12 protein-coding genes are annotated in these 16774 nt (G+C 72.3%); 6 read left to right on the top strand and 6 right to left on the bottom strand.

The genetic code is table 11. The annotated features are described in order from the left end of the window. Positions 1–100 precede the first annotated feature (100 nt). From ADK67_RS15135 to ADK67_RS15125, 3 genes are read right to left on the bottom strand one after another with little or no spacing between them, the layout of a single operon-like run. On the bottom strand, positions 101–2827 hold the full coding sequence (locus tag ADK67_RS15135) for an AAA family ATPase (RefSeq protein WP_053717074.1): 2727 nt from the start codon (positions 2825–2827) through the stop codon (positions 101–103). Between the two features lie 10 nt (positions 2828–2837). Then, positions 2838–3818 carry a zinc-binding dehydrogenase gene (locus ADK67_RS15130; RefSeq protein ID WP_053717073.1) on the bottom strand — a complete coding sequence of 327 codons (981 nt, stop codon included), beginning with the start codon at positions 3816–3818 and terminating at the stop codon, positions 2838–2840. Position 3819: 1 nt separating this feature from the next. Further along, positions 3820–4389, bottom strand: coding sequence for an NADPH-dependent FMN reductase (locus ADK67_RS15125; protein WP_053717072.1), 570 nt, complete (start codon positions 4387–4389; stop codon positions 3820–3822). Between the two features lie 329 nt (positions 4390–4718). Between ADK67_RS15125 and ADK67_RS15120 the strand changes: the two genes are divergently transcribed. Further along, on the top strand, positions 4719–6029 hold the full coding sequence (locus ADK67_RS15120) for an MFS transporter (protein ID WP_053717071.1): 1311 nt from the start codon (positions 4719–4721) through the stop codon (positions 6027–6029). Here ADK67_RS15120 and ADK67_RS15115 read toward each other — a convergent pair. Continuing rightward, positions 6012–8657: an AfsR/SARP family transcriptional regulator gene (locus tag ADK67_RS15115; RefSeq protein ID WP_231648192.1), complete on the bottom strand. Its 2646-nt coding sequence runs from the start codon at positions 8655–8657 to the stop codon at positions 6012–6014. The genes ADK67_RS15120 and ADK67_RS15115 overlap by 18 nt on opposite strands. A gap of 358 nt (positions 8658–9015) precedes the next feature. Here ADK67_RS15115 and ADK67_RS15110 point away from each other — a divergent pair, with 358 nt between their 5' ends. After that, entirely contained in the window at positions 9016–11979 is a 2964-nt protein-coding gene (locus ADK67_RS15110; RefSeq protein ID WP_082403495.1) for a LamG-like jellyroll fold domain-containing protein, read from the top strand. On the opposite strand, the gene ADK67_RS15105 is transcribed toward ADK67_RS15110, so the two are convergent. Then, positions 11980–12210 carry a hypothetical protein gene (locus ADK67_RS15105; RefSeq protein ID WP_053717068.1) on the bottom strand — a complete coding sequence of 77 codons (231 nt, stop codon included), beginning with the start codon at positions 12208–12210 and terminating at the stop codon, positions 11980–11982. An 87-nt stretch (positions 12211–12297) separates the two neighbouring features. Between ADK67_RS15105 and ADK67_RS15100 the strand changes: the two genes are divergently transcribed. From ADK67_RS15100 to ADK67_RS15085, 4 genes are all read left to right on the top strand, one after another. Beyond that, a complete protein-coding gene (locus ADK67_RS15100; RefSeq protein WP_053717067.1) occupies positions 12298–13137 on the top strand; it encodes a helix-turn-helix domain-containing protein in 840 nt (279 codons plus the stop codon). Between the two features lie 9 nt (positions 13138–13146). Continuing rightward, a complete protein-coding gene (locus ADK67_RS15095; protein ID WP_053717066.1) occupies positions 13147–13308 on the top strand; it encodes a DUF397 domain-containing protein in 162 nt (53 codons plus the stop codon). A gap of 132 nt (positions 13309–13440) precedes the next feature. Continuing rightward, on the top strand, positions 13441–13893 hold the full coding sequence (locus ADK67_RS15090) for a helix-turn-helix domain-containing protein (RefSeq protein ID WP_053717065.1): 453 nt from the start codon (positions 13441–13443) through the stop codon (positions 13891–13893). A 21-nt stretch (positions 13894–13914) separates the two neighbouring features. Then, entirely contained in the window at positions 13915–14469 is a 555-nt protein-coding gene (locus ADK67_RS15085) for a PIN domain-containing protein (RefSeq protein ID WP_053717064.1), read from the top strand. A gap of 53 nt (positions 14470–14522) precedes the next feature. On the opposite strand, the gene ADK67_RS15080 is transcribed toward ADK67_RS15085, so the two are convergent. Continuing rightward, positions 14523–16763 carry a hypothetical protein gene (locus ADK67_RS15080; RefSeq protein ID WP_157620409.1) on the bottom strand — a complete coding sequence of 747 codons (2241 nt, stop codon included), beginning with the start codon at positions 16761–16763 and terminating at the stop codon, positions 14523–14525. Positions 16764–16774 lie beyond the last annotated feature (11 nt).

Below are 16774 nucleotides of genomic sequence, written 5' to 3'. Positions count from 1 at the left end.
GGGAGTGTCACCGTTGGTCCTCCTAGGGCAAGGCGGCGGCCGGCTGCCGTCAAGCGTGCGTACGCCAGGGAGGAGATGTCAATGGGTCTAGACCAGTTGGCTACGCGAGGGCGAGCCTGCCGAGCTCCACCCGCGACGCGACGCCGAGCTTCGGGTAGGCCTTGTAGAGGTGGTAGCCGACCGTGCGCGGGCTCAGGAACAGCTGCGCGCCGATGTCCCGGTTGCTCAGGCCCTCGGCTGCCAGCCGCACGACCTGCAGCTCCTGCGGGGTGAGCGTGCTGAGCGGGTCCGGCCCCGGCACGGCGCGGCTCTCGCCGGTGGCGCGCAGCTCGGTGCGGGCGCGGGCGGCCCACGGTGTCGCGCCGAGCCGTTCGAACAGGTCCGACGCCGACCGCAGGTGCGTGCGGGCGTCGGCCTTGCGGCGGGCCCGGCGCAGCCACTCCCCGTACAGCAGCTCGGTGCGGGCGCGTTCGAACGGGCGGCCGTCGTCGACGCGGTGCAGGTCGACGGCCTTCACGTACCACTGCTCGTCGTCGGTGAGCAGGGCGCGGCAGCGCGCGGAGACGGCTCGCGCCCACGGTTGGCCGGTGCTCGACGCCCACTCGTCGTACCAGCGGGCGGCGTCGTGGTGCGGCTTGCCCAGCCGGACGGAGGCTTCCACCACGTCGGGCAGGCTGGTGACGGAGTACAGGCGGTGGGCGCCAGCGGCGACGTCGGCCAACCGGTCCAGCACGGCCTCGTGCCGGCCGAGTCCGAGGTCCAGCAACGCCAAGGCGCACGCGGCCCGCACGGACTGGGGCGCGCCGCCGACCAACGTCGCCACCAGTTCCTCGCACCTGGCCTCGTCGCCTTCGATGGCGGCCAGTTCGGCGAGCACGGCGGCCAGGAAGCCGACGCTGAACTCCTGGCCGATGTCCGCGGCGATCCGCAGCCCCTCTTCGGCGGTGGCGCGCGCGTCGCGGTGCCGGCCGAGGTGCAGGCGGCCCCGGGCCAGGTAGGCGAGGGCGCGGGGCAGCACGCCGAGGGCGCCTTGGGCGCGGGACTGGCGTTCCAGGTCGAACGCCCAGGCGTAGGCGGCCTGGTCGTCGCCGAGGATCAGGTGCCACCAGGCGGTGATCGCGTTGCCCGGCCCGCCCACGTACGGGGAGTCGAGGAGTTCGCGCAGCGCGGCCATGCCGCCGGGGACGTCGTCGCCGTCCAGGCCGAACGCGGCCTTGGCGACGCGTCGGGTGTCGTCGGCGCCGGGCAGGCCGTCGGCGCGGGCCGCGACGTCCTCGAGGATGTCGAAGTCGCGGCCGGCCCACGCGTTGTTGGCGGCGTGGAACAGCAACTCCCCCGCCAGCTCCGGATCGGTGTGCTGGGCGCACGTGACGGCGCGGGCGAGTTGCGCGGCGGCCTGCGCCGACCGTCCCTGCTCGCTGGCCAGCCGCGCCTGGATGCGGGCCACCCGCGCGCCGTCCACCGGGTTGCCCACCAGGTCCCACGCCTGGTCGGCGAGCACGACCGCGCGGTCGAACTGGCCCGCCGCACCGGCCGCGCCCGCTGCCGCCGCCAGCCGGTGGCCGCGGTCGACGGGGTCCGGGGTGAGTTCGGCGGCGCGGTGGTAGGCGGAGGCGACGGCGATGTAGCCGCCCCGGTTGCGGGCGTCCTCGGCGGTGCGGGCGAGGGCTTGGGCGACGGTCTCGTCGGGTGCGGTGGTGGCGGCGGCCAGGTGCCACGCACTGCGGTGGGCGTCGTCCAGCACCTCGGCGAGTGCTTTGTGGACGGTGAGGCGGTGCTTGAGCGGCGCGCTCTGGTAGGCGGCGGCGCGGATCAGGGGGTGGCGGTACGTGAGCCGGCCGTCGTCGGAGCGGAGGAGTTGCCGTTGTTCGGCGACTTCGAGGTCGTCGACGGACGCGCCGAGCAGGCGGGCGGCCTCGAACACCACGGCCGGGTCGCCGGTGTCGTCGGCGGCGGCGATCAGCAGGAGGGTGCGGGTGCGTTCGGGGAGGGTGCCGATGCGGTCGGCGAACGTCTGCTGGATGCGGCTGTGGGTGGGGAGGGCGGCGACGCGGTAGGCGTGGGCGGCGGGCAGGTGGCCTTCGCGTTGGGCGGCGGGAAGTTCGAGCAGCGCCAGCGGGTTGCCGCGGGCTTCGTCGGCGATCTGGTCGCGGACGTAGCGCGGGAGGTCGGCGGCGTGCTCTTCGAGGAGGGCGGCGGCGTGCTCCGGGGCGAGGCCGGTGAGGCGCAGCTCGGGCAGGCCGGGTGCGGGGAACGGCGGCGCGTGCAGGTCGCGGGCGGCGAAGATCATCGCGATGCCTTCGGCCTGGAGGCGGCGGGCGGCGAAGACGAGGGCTTGCGCGGAGCCTTGGTCCAGCCAGTGCGCGTCGTCGACCAGGCAGAGGACGGGGGTCTGGTCGGCGAGGTCGGCGAGGAGGGTGAGGACGGCCAGGCCGACGAGGTGGTGGTCGCCGCCTTCGGGCGGGGCGAGGCCGAGGGCGGCGCGCAGGGCGGTGGCCTGGTTGGGCGGGAGGGTGTCGACGCGGTCGACGACGGCGCCGAGGAGCAGGTTCAGACCGGCGAACGGCACCACGGACTCGGACTCCACGGCTGTGCCGCGCAGGACCAGGAACCCGGCACCGGTCGGGGCGTGGTTGTCACCGACTGGACTGGGCGATCGCTGCTCAGAGCCGCAGGGCGAGGTCGCCTGGGTGGCGGCGTGGGCGAGCAGGGCGGATTTGCCGATGCCCGCCTCGCCGCGCACCACGAGCACGCCGCTGCGGCCGGCGCGGGCGTCGGACAGGAGCCGCTCCACCACGGCCAGTTCGGCGGACCTCCCGTGCAGCATGTCCCCGACCCTAGCCGGCGTCCGGGAGCAGCACGACCTTGCCGACCGTGTGCCTGGTCTCCATCGCCTCGTGCGCCCGCCCGGCCTCGGCCAGCGGGAAGGGCTGCACGAACGGCGTCAGCCGGTGGGTCGCGGCGGCGGCCAGGGCACGGGCCTCCAGCGCGCGCAGCCCACCCGACCGCTTCGCCACCTGCGGTCCGGCGGCGACGGTCGCGGTCAGGGCGCGGGCGAACAGGTCTGCCGAGGTCAGGTGCACCAGTTCACCCGACGACGACCCGAACATGACGACTCGCCCGCCCGGCGCGAGCAGGTCCACGGCACCCCGTCCCAGCACGCCGCCGACACCGTCCAGCACCGCCGTCACCTCCCGTCCCCCGAGCTGCGCGACCACCTGCCGCTGCCACCCCTCCCCTGAGTAGTCGACGGCCACCGCCGCACCGGCACGCAACGCCACCCGTCGCTTCTCCTCGCACCCCGTCAAGCCCACGACCAGCGCACCCGCCCGCGCCGCGCCCTGCACCAGCAACGTCCCGACCCCGCCGGCGGCGGCCGTCACGACCACCACGTCGTCCGGAGCGAGGGCCGCCGCGTCCAACACTCCCAACGCCGTGCCGCCGGTGCACACCATCGCCACGGCCGCCGCGAAGTCGAGTCCCGCCGGGATCACGTGCAGCGCGCCCACCTCCCGCACCACCAGCTCGGCGTATCCCCCGCCGGCGAGGCCGAGCTGCGTCACCACCCGCTCGCCCAGCCACGCCTCGGCCACGTCACGGCCGACCGCGTCCACCACGCCGGCCACTTCGGAACCCAGCACGGTCGGCAGCTCCGGCAACGGCACGCAGTCGTCACGGCCGCGCCGGATCACCCCGTCCACCAGGTGCACGCCCGCCGCGCGCACCGCGATCCGCACCTGGCCCGGCCCCGGCGACGGGTCCTCGACGTCCTCGCACCGCAGGGCCGAGCCGAACGCGTGCAGCCGCACGGCCCGCACGTCAGGCCCCGTAAGGCCGCTTGGCGCGGGCCTCCTTGAGCGCCGTCCCCCACCAGACCACCTGGTCGAGCACGGCGGTGGCGGCCTTGTTCACCTCGTCGGCGTCGACCGGCTCGCCCGCGTCGTCGAACCGCGACCACGCGCCGTGGAAGCTGACGGTGTCGCGCACGGTGACGGCGTGCAGCTCGGCGAAGACCTGCCGCAACTGCTCGACCGCCCGCAACCCGCCGCCGAGGCCGCCGTAGGAGACGAACCCGACCGGCTTGGCCTGCCACTCGGTGTAGTGCCAGTCGATGGCGCTCTTCAACGGCGCGGGGAAGCTGTGGTTGTACTCGGGCGTGATGACGACGAACGCGTCCGCGTCCCGCAGGCGCGGCGAGACCAGCGCGACCTCCGGCGCGGGCTCCTCGCCGAAGCCGTGCAGCCGGTCCGGCAGGTCGATGTCGTCCAGGTCGACCACGTCGACGCTGAGGTCGTCGCGCTGCTTGGCCCGGTCGGCGAACCAGTTCGCCACCACCGGCGCGAACCGGCCGCGCCGGGTGCTGCCGACGATGATCGCTAGCTTGATCACGGGTGTGCCCTCCCTCGGTTGTGTCGGCGTCGACGCTAGGAGCGAGGGGAGAGCACGGGCATCTGTCACATGACTGGTCGTCGGGGGTCGCCCATCAGTCTTCGCGGACGTCGCTCCGCTCGGACGCCGTCCCGAGTCGGGCGTGGCCGCCGTCGGCGTACAGCGGCATCTCCTGCTTGAGCGCGTCGAGCACGGCGCGCGGGTCCTTGAGCAGGTCCGGGTTGAGCGAGAGTCGCTCGATCTGCTCCTACCGGAAGCCCGACTGCGCGTCCGACGACTGGTCACCTGACGGATTCGGGCGGGCGGCGGGCGGCCGTAGGTTCGCCGGCATGACACAGGACGTGCAGGTCAAGACGCGTTGGGCGCCGGTGGTGGCGTTGGCGGCGGCGATGCTCGTCGTCACGACCGAGATGACGGTGGCGGCGGTGGCGTTGCCCAGTCTGGGCGGTGAGTTGGACGTGGGGCCGGCGGCCACGGCGTGGGTGTTGCTGGCCTACACGCTGCCGATGGCGGCGATCGCGATCCCGGCCGGGCGGTGGGTGGACCGGGCGGACGTGCGGTCGGCGTTCCTGCTGGCGATGGTCGGTGTCGCGGTGGCGAGCGTGCTCACGGCGGTCGCGCCGTCGTTCTGGGTGTTGGTGGTGGGACGGGTGCTGCAAGGCGTGGCCGGGTCGCTGGTGCTGGCCGGGTACATGCCGATCGTGGTCGCGGCGGTGGCGCCCGAGCAGCGCGGGCGGGCCATCGGGTACGTGATCACGATCATGACGGTCGGCGGGCTGGCCGGCGCGCCGCTGGGCGGGTTGGTGGCGGGCGCGTTCGGGTGGCGTTCGGTGTTCCTGATGAAGCTGCCGGTGGTGGCGGTCGCGTTGTGGCTGGGGTGGCGGTCGCTGCGCGGTGACGGGCGCGGGCTGCCGGCGCCGGACCGGGGGTTGGTGCTGGAGGCGGTGCTGCTGGGCGGTGCGATCACGTCGGTGCTGCTGGCGTTCGAGGACATGGCGTGGCTGCTGGCGTCAGCGGTGGTGTTGGCGGTGTGGTGGGCGCGCCTGCCGGCGTCACGGCCGGTGCTGGCGTTGGTGCGGCGGAGGCTGTTCGGGCTGCCGCTGCTGGCGTTGTCGCTGGTGTCGACGTTGGGCGGGGTGATGTTCTTCCTCGTGCCCTACCACGTGACGGACGTGCTGGGCGGCTCGCCGGAGGACGTCGGGGTGGCACTGCTGGTGTTCGTGGCGGGCGTGGCCGCGCTGGCGGTGGTGTCGGGTTGGTTGAGCGACCGGTACGGGCCGTGGCTGGTGGCGATGAGCGGTTCGGTGGTGAGCGCGCTCGCGTTGGGGCTGCTGGTGCTGCCGGTGACGTCGTTGGTCGACCTGTGCTGGCGGCTGGCGGTGCTGGGTATCGGGCAGGGCTTGTTCAACACGGCGATGAACACGCTGGTCATGGCCGGTGCGCCGGAAGGCGGGGAAGGTGCGGCGGGTGGGTTGAGCGCGACCGCGCGGATGGTCGGCACGACGGTGGGGCCCGCGGTGGCGGCGTTGGCGGCGGGACTGGCGGGCAGCGGTGCCGCCGGGTTCCGCACGGGTGTCGTGGTGTTGGCGGCGGTGGCCGTGGTCGCGGTCGGGGTGCTGGCGTCAGCCAAGCAGCGCTAGGACTTCGTCGGCGTCCTCGACCCGGCCTTGGGCGCGGAGGAGGGTGAGGGCTCGTTGCCGTGCGTCGCGCGCTTCGTCGTGCCGGCCCACGGCGGCGAGCACGTCGCCGAAGTGCCGCAGCACGGTGGCCTCCTCGTAGGAGTTGTCCAGCTGCCGGTAGAGCTTCAACGCGTGCCGGTAGTGCTCCACGGCGTCGGCGTCGCGCCCGTGGTGGTGGGCGATGTAGCCGAGGCTGTCCGAAGTGGCCGCTTCGCCTTCGACGTGACCGAGTTCTTCGTTGAGCGCCAACGCTTCCCGGCAGTGCGCCTCGGCTCCCTCGTAGTCGCCCAGCCGCGCCATCCGGTAGCCGACGTCGTTGAGCGCCTCGGCGATGCGGACGGGGATGCCGAGCGCGCGGAACCGGACCAGCTGCGCCTGCGCGTGCTCCAACGCACCGGCGACGTCACCGCGGCGTTCCATCGCCCACGCCATGGCGCGGTGCGCGGCGGCCTTGCCGTAGTCGTCCTCGACCAGCTCCAACGCCTGCCGCAGGTGGTGGTCGCCGTCGTCGTACCGGCCCACGTCGGTCAACGCCATGCCGAGGAACTTGTGCGCCGAGACCTGCTTGAACCGGTCCTGGAGGGCGTCGGCGGCGTCGAGGGCGGCCCGCCAGACCGCGATGTCCTCGGCCGCGTGGCCGCGGCGCAGGTGGTAGTTCGTGAGCGCCCACGCCAGGTGCCAGGCGACGTCGTGCCAGCGGTGCTCGGCAGCCAGCCGTTGGGCGGCGAGCAGCGACTCGTACTCGGCGTCGAACCAGTCCATCGCGGCCGTCACGTCCGGCAACGGGGCCGGGTCGCCGTCCGGCGCGGTGATCGGCGGGCGGTGCGGCTCGATGAGCCGGTCGCCTTCGTGCGCGGTCGCGGCGAAGTAGCCGATGAACGCCTTGAGGTTGGCGTCGGCGTGCGCGGGCGCGACCTCGGCGGCGTAGAGGCGCACGAGGTCGTGCATCCGGTAGCGGCCGACCCGGTGCTGCTGGACCAGGTGGGCGGCTTCGAGTTCCCTGAGCAGGCGGCGCGTGTCGGCGCGGCCGGTGAGGGCGGTGATCGCCTTCAGGCTCAGGTCGGGCGCGGAGGTCAGGCCGATCAGCCCGAACAGCTCCGTCGCCGCCGGGGTGAGCACTCGTAACGAGCAGGCGAACACCGTGCGCAGGTCGGCGCTGAGGTCGTCCAACGCGTCGAGGCGCTGGTCCTTCAGCTCCTCGGTGAGGGCGGACAGCGGCAGGTCGGGCTGGGTCACCGCACGGGCCGCGATGATGCTCAACGCCAACGGCAGCCCGCCGCACAGCTCCAGCAGCTCGCGGGTGACGTCCGGCTCGGCCTCGACCCGTTCCGCGCCGAGGCGGGAGACCAGGAACGCGCGGGACTCGTGCTCGTCCAGCACGTCCAACGCGACCGAACGCGCGCCGTGCGCCGTGAGCAGGCCGAGGAGCTGAAGGCGGCTGGTGATCAGGACGGTGCAGCGGGCGCCGCCGGGCAGCAGGGGCGTGACCTGGGTGGTGTCGCGGGCGTTGTCCAGGACGACCAGCATCCGCTTGTCCGCGACCAGACTGCGGTAGAGGGCGGCCTGGGCGTCGAGGTCGGCCGGCGGGTCGTCGACGCCGAGGGCGGCGAGGAAGCCGCGCAGCGCGTTCTGGGGCGTGACGGGGTCGCCGACCGGGTCGAAGCCGCGCAGGTTCACGTAGAGCTGGCCGTCCGGGAAGTCGTCGGCGTGCTGGTGCGCCCAGTGCAGCGCCAGGGCCGTCTTGCCGATGCCGCCCGCGCCGCCGATCGCCGTGATGACGACCGTGGCCGACGGCTCGGTGAGGTCCGCGATCTCCTTCGCCCGGCCGGTGAACCAGCGTTGCGGCGCGGGCAGCTGCCGTGGCACGGCCGGGGCGTCCGCCGGCGCTTGCTGACCCAGGAGCCGCAGGTAGAGGTCTTGCAGCGGCTTGCCGGGGTCGGTGCCCAGCTCGTCGGCGAGCGTGCGGCGCAACGCGTCGTAGTGCTGCAACGCCTCCGACGACCGGCCGCTGCGGTGCAGGGCGAGCATGAGCTGGCCGGCGAGGCGTTCGTCCAGCGGGTCGGCCTGGGTGGCGTCACGGAGGGCGGGCAGCAGGGCGGCGTGGTGGCCCAGCCTGATCGCCACGTCGTTGCGGTCCAGCTCGACGGCCGCCCGTTCGGCCCGCAACGAGTCCCTGACCTGCGCGAACCACGGCGAGTCGAGGCCGTCCAACGCGTCGCCCCGCCACTGCCGCAACGCCTGGTCGTACAGCTCGGCGGCACGCTGGTCGTCGGGTTCGGCGCGGGCCTGCTCGGCGAGGGCGCGGAACTCGACCAGGTCGACCCGGTCGGTCTCCAGCGCGTAGCCGCCCGGCCGGCGCTGGATGTCGATCCCGGCGGACCGCAGCTTGGAGACGTACCCGTAGAGCGTCTCCTTGGCCCGCAACGGCGGCCGGGCGCCCCAGACGCGGTCGACGAGCCGTTCCGCGGACACCGGCCGCCCGGCCTCCAGCAGCAACGCCGCCAGCACGCTCCGCCGGCGGGTGTGGCCGATGTCGAGGTCGTCGCCGCCGACCCGAGCGCGGACACCGCCGAGCAGCCCGAAGTCCACGCTCAGCCCCCTCGAACAGCCGGTTCAAGGTTCATCCTAGGTTCGCTCACGTTCGCCGGAGCAGGGTGTCCCCCATGACCGCGGATAGATGAGGTAACCCCGGCGGAGTGCCCCACACCCCCGCCGGTGACGAGGGGTCGACGTCCCGACCGGTGCTCCCCCCTGCCGGTTGGGACGCCGCGGCGTGTCCACGCCCTTCGGGGAACGCGGTCATCTCCACGCTCACGGGGACGGTCGGTCTGGGGACGGCCGTCCTCGTGTCCACGACGTGCCCGACGAGCCGTCCGCGAACCGTCCGTGCTCAGGCCGCGAAGTGGCGTGGAAGTCCGTTGGAAGTGGGGTTGCCTAGCCTGCTTCGGTGAGACGACTTCTGGGGTTCGTGCTGGTCCTGGCGCTGGTCGCGCCGGTGCCGGCGTTCGGTAGCGGTGTGACGGGGTCGCCGTCGTCCATCGGGGTCGAGCACGTGCTGTTCAAGGGCGGCACCGGCGGGTACGGGTGTTATCGGATCCCGGCGTTGGTGCGGACCTCGACGGACACGTTGTTGGCGTTCGCGGAGGCGCGGGAGTCGCCCTCGTGCGCCGACCGCGGTGACATCGACATCGTCGTGCGGCGGTCCACCAACGACGGCCGCACGTGGAGCCCGGCCCGGGTGGTGTTGAGCGGGGTGCCCGACGACCTGGAGAGGCCGTTCACCAGGGGAAATCCGGCGCCGGTCGTGGACCGGACGACCGGGCGGGTGTTCCTGCTGTCCACGTCGAACGAGGCCGTGCCCGGCGGTGCCCGGCTGCCGTGGGTCCAGCACAGCGACGACGACGGGGTGACCTGGTCGCCCGCACGGCAGATCCCGGCGTCGTTCGACGGGACCACGCGCGGCTGGTTCGCCACCGGGCCGTCGCACGGCATCCAGCTGCGTGACGGTCGGCTCGTCGTGGGCGCGCACCAGGCCGTGGGCGACGTCGTGCGGGCCGGGGTGCTCTACAGCCCCGACCACGGCGACAACTGGTACGCGAGCCAGACGCCCGACTCGCACGTCGAGGGCAAGATCAGGCCCGGTGAGATGTCCGTGGCCGAGCTGCCCAACGGCGACCTGTACGTGGCGGGCCGCAACGAGATCACCACCGGCCACCACCGCACCCGTGCCATCAGCACGGACGGCGGCACGACGGTGTCCGCCTCCACCCCGGTCCCGAGCCTGACCACGCCGAACGTGCAGGGCGCGGTGCTGGCGCTGCGGAACGGCACGCTGCTGTTCTCCGGCCCGTCCGACCCGCAGGACCGGGAACTCATGCGCATCCGGTACTCGACGGACGGCGGCATCACCTGGGGCGCGGGCGGCCTGATCCACAGCGGCCGGGCCGGGTACTCCGACCTGGCCGAGCTGTCCACCGGCGAGATCGGCCTGCTGTACGAGGGCGGCGAGGCGTTCTCGGCGGACGAGATCCGGTTCAACCGGTTCACCACGCAGCACGCGCAGATCCCCGCCGGCACGAACCCGGCCGTGGACGCGACGCCGGCGGCCGGTCCGACGTCACCGGACACGACGGCGCAGGCCAACGACGCCTACGTGCGCGGCACGGTGAACGCCGGGCTGACCGGGCAGGCCGACGTGCCCTACTCGCGGTCGCTGGACGTCGGCGCGCAGGACTTCACCGTCGAGACGTCGTTCCGGCACGGCGGGTCGACCGGCAACCAGGCGTTGTTCTGGGCGTTCGGGCAGGGCGCGGACGTGCCGCAGGTGTGGGCGCGGATCCAGTCCGGACGCCTGGTCGCCTGGGTCCAGGGGACGACCGGCGAGGCGACCGTCGCGCTGGACAACGCCTATGCCGACAACGCCTGGCACAAACTGTCGCTGGCCCGCGTCGGCAACCGGATCACGCTCACCGTGGACGGGGTGTCGGTTTCGGCTACGGGCGTCGGCGGTGCGGTGACGAAGACGCGCACCGGGCTGCGGCTGGGGTCGCGGCTCGACGGGGTGGACGCGTTCTCGGGCGTGCTGCGCGACTTCAGCGTGCGGAAGGCGGGCGTCCAGGTGCTGAACCTGCCGTTCCAGGTCGTGGACGGGGCCGTGACGCCGGTTCGGACGCGGGTCGCGCTGTCCGACGACCTCACCGGGCAGTGCGCGGACGCCACGCTGCTGGGCGGGTACCGGCCGGTGGTCGCGGGTCACGCGGGGACGGCGCTGGACGTCGACGCCACGCATCCCGGTGCCGAGACGCCGTACTCGCCGACGTTGGACCCCGGCGCGGGCGACTTCGCGTTCTCGTTGTGGTTCCAGCACCAGGGCACGGCGAACCAGGCGTTGCTGTGGGCCTACGGGGCGACGGCGGGCAGGCCGTCGGTGTGGGTGCGGGCCCAACCGGGGTCGGACCGGCTGTTCGGGTGGGTGGAGACGGACGCCGGGCACGTGTCCGTGGCGGTGGACGACCCGTCGGCGGCGGCGGGTTTCGGCGACGGGGCGTGGCACCAGTTGGTGTTGCGCCGCGTCGGCGACCGGGTGGAGCTGAGCGTCGACGGCGGCGCCCCGGCCGTGGCGACGGGGTTGACCGGGTCGGTGTCGAACACGTTGGGCGTCCGCGTCGGGTCGAAGCCGGACGGGACGGACGTGCTCGACGGCAGGGTGGACGACGTGCGGCTGACCGTGGGCACGCGGCCCGTGCTGTGGTGGGGGTTCGAGCACCAGAACACGCAGGCGCACGACGTCGTCCGCACCCCGTCCGGGCCGGCGACGGCGGATGTGTCGGCGTACTGCCACCACTCGGCGGTGCTGGGTGGTGCGGCGACCACCGCCGGTGTGGCCGGCAAGGCGTTGGCGTTCGACGGCGTGGACGATGCGGTGGTCGTGCCGTACCAGGCGTTGGACGGGGATTTCGCGATCGACTTCCGGATGCGGTACACGGCCGGGACGACCGACCAGGTCTTGGTGTGGGCGTGCGGCGTCGGTGGGACGGAGCGCGCGCTGTGGTTGCGTGCGCAGCCCAGCCAGGGGCGGTTGCTGGCACGGGTGCAGACCGACGCCGGGCCGACGTCCGTCGCGTCGGTCGGCGCGTTCGGGGACGGCCGGTGGCACCACGTCGTGCTGCGGCGGGTCGGTGGGACGCTGGAACTGCTGGTCGACGGCACGGTCCGCGGAAGCGCTGCAATTAAAGGTGCAATGACCTACCACGACACGTACGACGTCGACGGAATTCGCATCGGCGCGAAACCGGACGGGACGGACCGTTTCAAGGGCGCGCTGGACGAGTTCCGCATCCAGCGCGGGGGTACGACGATCACGCACCTGCCGTTCGAGGTCGTGACGCCGGGCCCGTTCGCCCGGGGTTGATCAGGCGGCCCGGTCTTTGAGCGCGGCGAGGCCCTCGGTCAACGTGTGGAGCAGTTGACCGAGGGCTTCCTCGCCAAGGGCCAGCGTGACGCCGTTCGCGACGCCGAGGATCTCGCTGCGCTCGCCGACGAACACCTCCACCTGGTCGGAGAGGACTTCGCAGCTCACCTCCGTCGCCGGCGCGACTTCCAGGTACGTGTGGCTGAACACGGTCTTGTCACTGATGTGCATGCCGGAACGGTAGGGGTAAACGTCTACAGCTCGCTATCGCACGATCAGGTGATACGTTTATCGAGCTGATTTGGCTAAGCTCGGATCATGTTCGAGTTGGCCGCGCCCTCGGCGCTCCAGTGGTTGATCGGCGTCGAACTGGCGCGCTACCGGAAAGAAGCCGACCTGTCGCTGTCGGAACTGTCGAGCGCCTGCGGCATCGGCAAGCCCAAGCTCGGCCACATGGAAACCGGGCGGAGCACACAGTACCCGGGCGACATCCGCAAGATCCTCAAGGCCTGCAACGTCGAGCGCGAGAACATCGACCGGCTCGTGCTGCTGAGCAGCCGCGCCGACGACGCCTCGTGGGTCGGGCCGTGGACCGATGTGGTGTCGGACTGGCTGCGCACCATGGTCGGCCTGGAATCCTTGGCGCGGCGGGAGTTCGTCTTCGAGCCGATCGTGCTGCCGGGCCTGCTCCAGACCGAGGACTACGCTCGGGCTCTCACGAACGCCTCGCCACGGGTGAAGTCGGACTCGGCCGGCCGCCTGGTCGAGTTGCGGATGCAGCGGACCCGGTTGCTGCTCAAGGACGAACCGCTCGAACTGCACGCGGTGCTCAACTTGCAGGCTCTCCGGCTCCGGGTCGGCGATCAGGACTTGATGAACGAGCAGTACCGGCACCTCCTGAAGCTGGGCACGCTGCCGAACATCACCTTGCAGGTGGTTCAACCGGAGGCCGGACCTCATGCCGCCAACACCGGCCAGTTCATGCTGCTCGACTTCGTGGACGCCCGCCCGATCGTGTACATCGAGATCCAGGATGCGGCTGTCTTCGTAGGTGAACCCGATCGGGTCCAGACCTATACGCTGAGTACGCAGAACCTGGAGCGGGTCGCGTTGTCGCCAGGCGAGAGCGCGACCCTGATCGAGTCATTGATCACGTAGGAGTTCGCCATGTGGCGTACGAGTAGCTACAGCGCCGACAACGGCGCTTGCGTGGCCGTCAAGTTCCCGACGGCCGGGCCGGTTGGCGTCCGGGACTCGAAGAACCCCACCGGGCCGCAGCTCGCCTTCCCGGCGAGCGCTTGGGCCGGGTTCGTCAAGCGCACCAAGTGAGCAACGTGGCCGGGGTGACACCGACCCCGGCCGCCATCCCCTACCCTCCCGTGCCATTTTCGGTTTTTTCGATTAGACTGGTACCTGGCCGGCTGGGTGCCGGCTCGCGGCACTAGGGCAAGGGGATGGCTGATGACTGCGACGCTGGAGCAGCACACGCTTCTTCCACCGCCGGAAGGCGAACTGGAGGACTTGGCCGCGGTCCTGAGCACGCAGGCGAAGCTGGTCGGTCCGGACGGCACTGAGATCGAGCTGCGCGGCGAGGTCTACGAGGCGCTGCGCGAAGTGGTCAGCGCGCTGTCCCAGGGCTTGGCCATCTCGATCGTCCCGCACTCCAAGCTGCTGACCACCCAGCAAGCGGCCGACATGCTGGGTATCTCCCGTCCGACGCTGGTCCGGCTGCTCGAGGACGGCGAGATCCCGTTCGACAAGCGTGGCCGCCACCGTCGAGTCCGCGTGGCCGACGTGGTCGCCTATCGCGAGCGCGCACGGGTCGAACGGCGTGCCGCGTTGAAGGAGATGACCCGCCTCGCGGTGGAAGACGACTCCTACGACACGGTGGACGGGTTCCCGCCCACCCGGTAGGTCGTCCGCCAGACTGAGCAGGTGGCCTTCCCCGCCTTCTTGGATGCCTGCGTACTGGTGCCGATCCGACTGGCAGATCTCCTGCTGCGACTGGCCGAGGCCGGCACCTACCGCTTGCTGTGGTCCGGGCAGGTACTCGACGAGGTCGAGCGAAACCTGCCCAAGCTCGGCGTGCCTGAGGCCAACGCGCGCCGCAGAGTCACGTTGATGCGACAGACCTTCCCTGATGCGCTGGTCACCGGTTACGAGTCGCTCATCGAGTCGATGACCAACCACCCGAAGGACCGCCACGTGCTCGCGGCCGCCGTTCGCGGTGACGCCGCAGTGATCGTGACGGCGAACATCAAGGATTTCCCCTCGGATGCCTTGAAGCCTTACGACATCGACGCCGTGCACCCCGACGACTTCCTGCTCGACCAACTGGACCTGTACCCGGCTCGGACCCTCCGGTGCCTCCGCGAGCAGATCGCCGACTACCGCAAGCCGAAGGTCACCGCACAGGAGTTCATCGAGCGGTTCGCCAGGACAGCGCCGCGGTTCGCCGACGAGGTTCGGTCGGCTCTGCGTCGAAGCTGAAAACGGGCCGGGGTGGTGATCCCCGGCCCGTTCTCCGTTCTCGCTGACAGCAGTTAGATCCTGCGGTCGATGAACCTCGGGGTGCCGTTCGGGCTGCGGAAGGTCACCAGCCACGATTCGCCGTTGGCGTTGGCGAAGGGGACGGCGGTCGGGTCGGTGGCCGAGGGGTCCGAGATGCCCTCGATCAGCCAGGACCACTCGCCCCACGTGTTGGAGCCCGTGGCGGTTTCCCAGACGCGGTAGATCTCGTTGTCCGAGCCGCGGACCACCACGGCCACCCGACCCAGCGCGGGATCGAGGACGGCAGCGGGTGCGCCGGCCGGGGTCACGGTGCCGGTGCCGACCTCGGTCCAGTCGCCCGGCCAGGTGCCGGCCGCGTCCTGGAGCTTGGTGACGACCTTGCCCGCGCCGTCACGCACGAAGACCTGCAACTGGTAGCCGGGGCGAACCACCACGGCAGGCGCGCCGGACGAGCCGGAGCCGCCCAGGTTGGTCCACGGGGACAGCGAGCCGTCGTGGTAGAACTGCACGCTCCTCACCACGCCGGCGCCGTCCAGGCCGAACACGCGCACGCCGTCGCGCACCGCCACGACCGTCAGGCCGCCGACGAGGTTCTGGTCGCCCAGGTTCCGCCAGAACGGCACGGAACCCTTCTGCTGGTACACCCACAGCTTGCCGTCGGCGTCGACCGCGAACTGCGCCAACGTCCCGTCGGCCAGCTTCGCCACGGTCGGCGCGGCGGCCATCGAGCCGCCGAAGTCCACCCACGGCTTCCACGTCACGGCGCCGGCGGCCGTCTGGGTCACCGACCACACGTCGCCATCACGGCGCTGCGCCGTCACCTGGATGCGCCCGTCGGACAGCTGCGCGATCGCAGGCTGGCCGGTGAACGCCTCGTTGCCCGAGATCACCGTCCACTGGATCGACCCGAAGTTGTCCACATCGGACTGGTGGCCGTAGACGACCCGGCCGGAGTTGTCCGTGTAGGCGTACTCCAGCGTGCCGACGCGCGCGCCCGCGACCGGGGCGGCCTGGAACACCGTCGTGCGGCTGTCCGGCACCACCGGCACGGTGGGCAGCGGCTCGGCGAACCAGCCCTGGAGGTCCACGATCAGGTGCATCGTGTCGGAGCTGCCGTTGCGGATGCGGATCTTGCCGTCCGTGCCGGGCTTGAGCACGATCGAGTTGGTCCGGCGGCTGATGCCGTGGTCCATCATCGTCAGCCCCGGCTCGGCCTCGCCCACCGGCCAGGCCTTGACGTAGCCGGCCGCCTCGGACGTGGTGGTGATCGACAGCAACGCGCCCGCGATGCCGCGCGTTGGCAGCCCGAACGTGCCGCCGACCTGCACGTCGAGGGTGCTGTTCGCGGCCATCGGCAGGCCCGCGCCCACCGACCGGGTGTTGATCAGGCGGCCGTCGTTCGAGCGGAAGCCGCTGCCCGTGGTGGCCGAGCCGGTGAAGTAGCCCTCGACGTTCAGCATGAAGTGCGCGGCGGCGGTGCCCTTGTTGGTGAAGGTCACCTTGCCGTCCGCGCTCAGCTGCACGACGGCGGCCTGCTGCGTGGTGCCGGTCAGGTAGTTCATGACCGGCCGGGTGGCCAGGCCGGACGGCGCGTACGCCAGCCAGCCCTTCGCCGACGCGCCCGGCACGGCCAGGTTCACGTAGGCGGCCGACGCGCCGGCCGGGACGAGCCCGCCGGTCAGCGTCACGGTCCGGGTGCCGCCCGCCGGGATCATCCCGGTGGACACGCCGAGCCCGCTGCGCGTGTCGATCAACCGGGTGTGCGCCACCGGCACGAACCCGCCGCCGTTGGTGCCCTGCGCGGACTTGAAGTAGCCGTGCACCTCGACCACGATGTGCGCCTTGCCGGCGGCCTGGTACACCGCGATCTTGCCGTTCGCGCCGACCTTCACCGCGACGAACGCCGACAGGTCCTCGCCCGGCCGAGCGGTGACGGCGGTCCCGTCCGAGGTCCGCGGCGTGCCGTCGGGCCACAGCTCCAGCCACGTCTCCGCGGTCGGCGCGAGGATCGCCACCCGCGCCATCACGGTGCCGACACCGCTGGTCGGCACGCCGCCGACGCCGAGCACCGGGAACGTCGTGGTGCTCTCCGGGCCGCGCTGCCCGGTGACGCCGCCCGTGCCGTCACGGGTGTCCAGCACGTGCGCGTGCCCGTTCAGCGAGACGTAGTCACCGCCGCCAGCGGACGAGTCCGCCTGGGCAGGTGGTGCGACCACCATCGCGAGCACTGCGGCGGCGACCGCCAGCAAGCCCACGCCGGATCTCTTGGACAACTTGGTTCCTC

The sequence above is a fragment of the Saccharothrix sp. NRRL B-16348 genome (genome assembly GCF_001280085.1).
Classification (GTDB): Bacteria; Actinomycetota; Actinomycetes; order Mycobacteriales; family Pseudonocardiaceae; genus Actinosynnema.
Note: the sequence above shows the minus strand (reverse complement) of the source record. Positions and strands in the feature narration are given on the sequence as shown.

What these genes read in the sequence shown, in the direction of transcription:
- ADK67_RS15100 (WP_053717067.1), top strand. Translation starts at nt 12,298, where the DNA reads ATGTTCGAGTTGGCCGCGCCCTCGGCGCTCCAGTGGTTGATCGGCGTC.
- ADK67_RS15095 (WP_053717066.1), top strand. Translation starts at nt 13,147, where the DNA reads ATGTGGCGTACGAGTAGCTACAGCGCCGACAACGGCGCTTGCGTGGCC.
- ADK67_RS15105 (WP_053717068.1), bottom strand. Translation starts at nt 12,210, where the DNA reads ATGCACATCAGTGACAAGACCGTGTTCAGCCACACGTACCTGGAAGTC.
- ADK67_RS15090 (WP_053717065.1), top strand. Translation starts at nt 13,441, where the DNA reads ATGACTGCGACGCTGGAGCAGCACACGCTTCTTCCACCGCCGGAAGGC.
- ADK67_RS15135 (WP_053717074.1), bottom strand. Translation starts at nt 2,827, where the DNA reads ATGCTGCACGGGAGGTCCGCCGAACTGGCCGTGGTGGAGCGGCTCCTG.
- ADK67_RS15120 (WP_053717071.1), top strand. Translation starts at nt 4,719, where the DNA reads ATGACACAGGACGTGCAGGTCAAGACGCGTTGGGCGCCGGTGGTGGCG.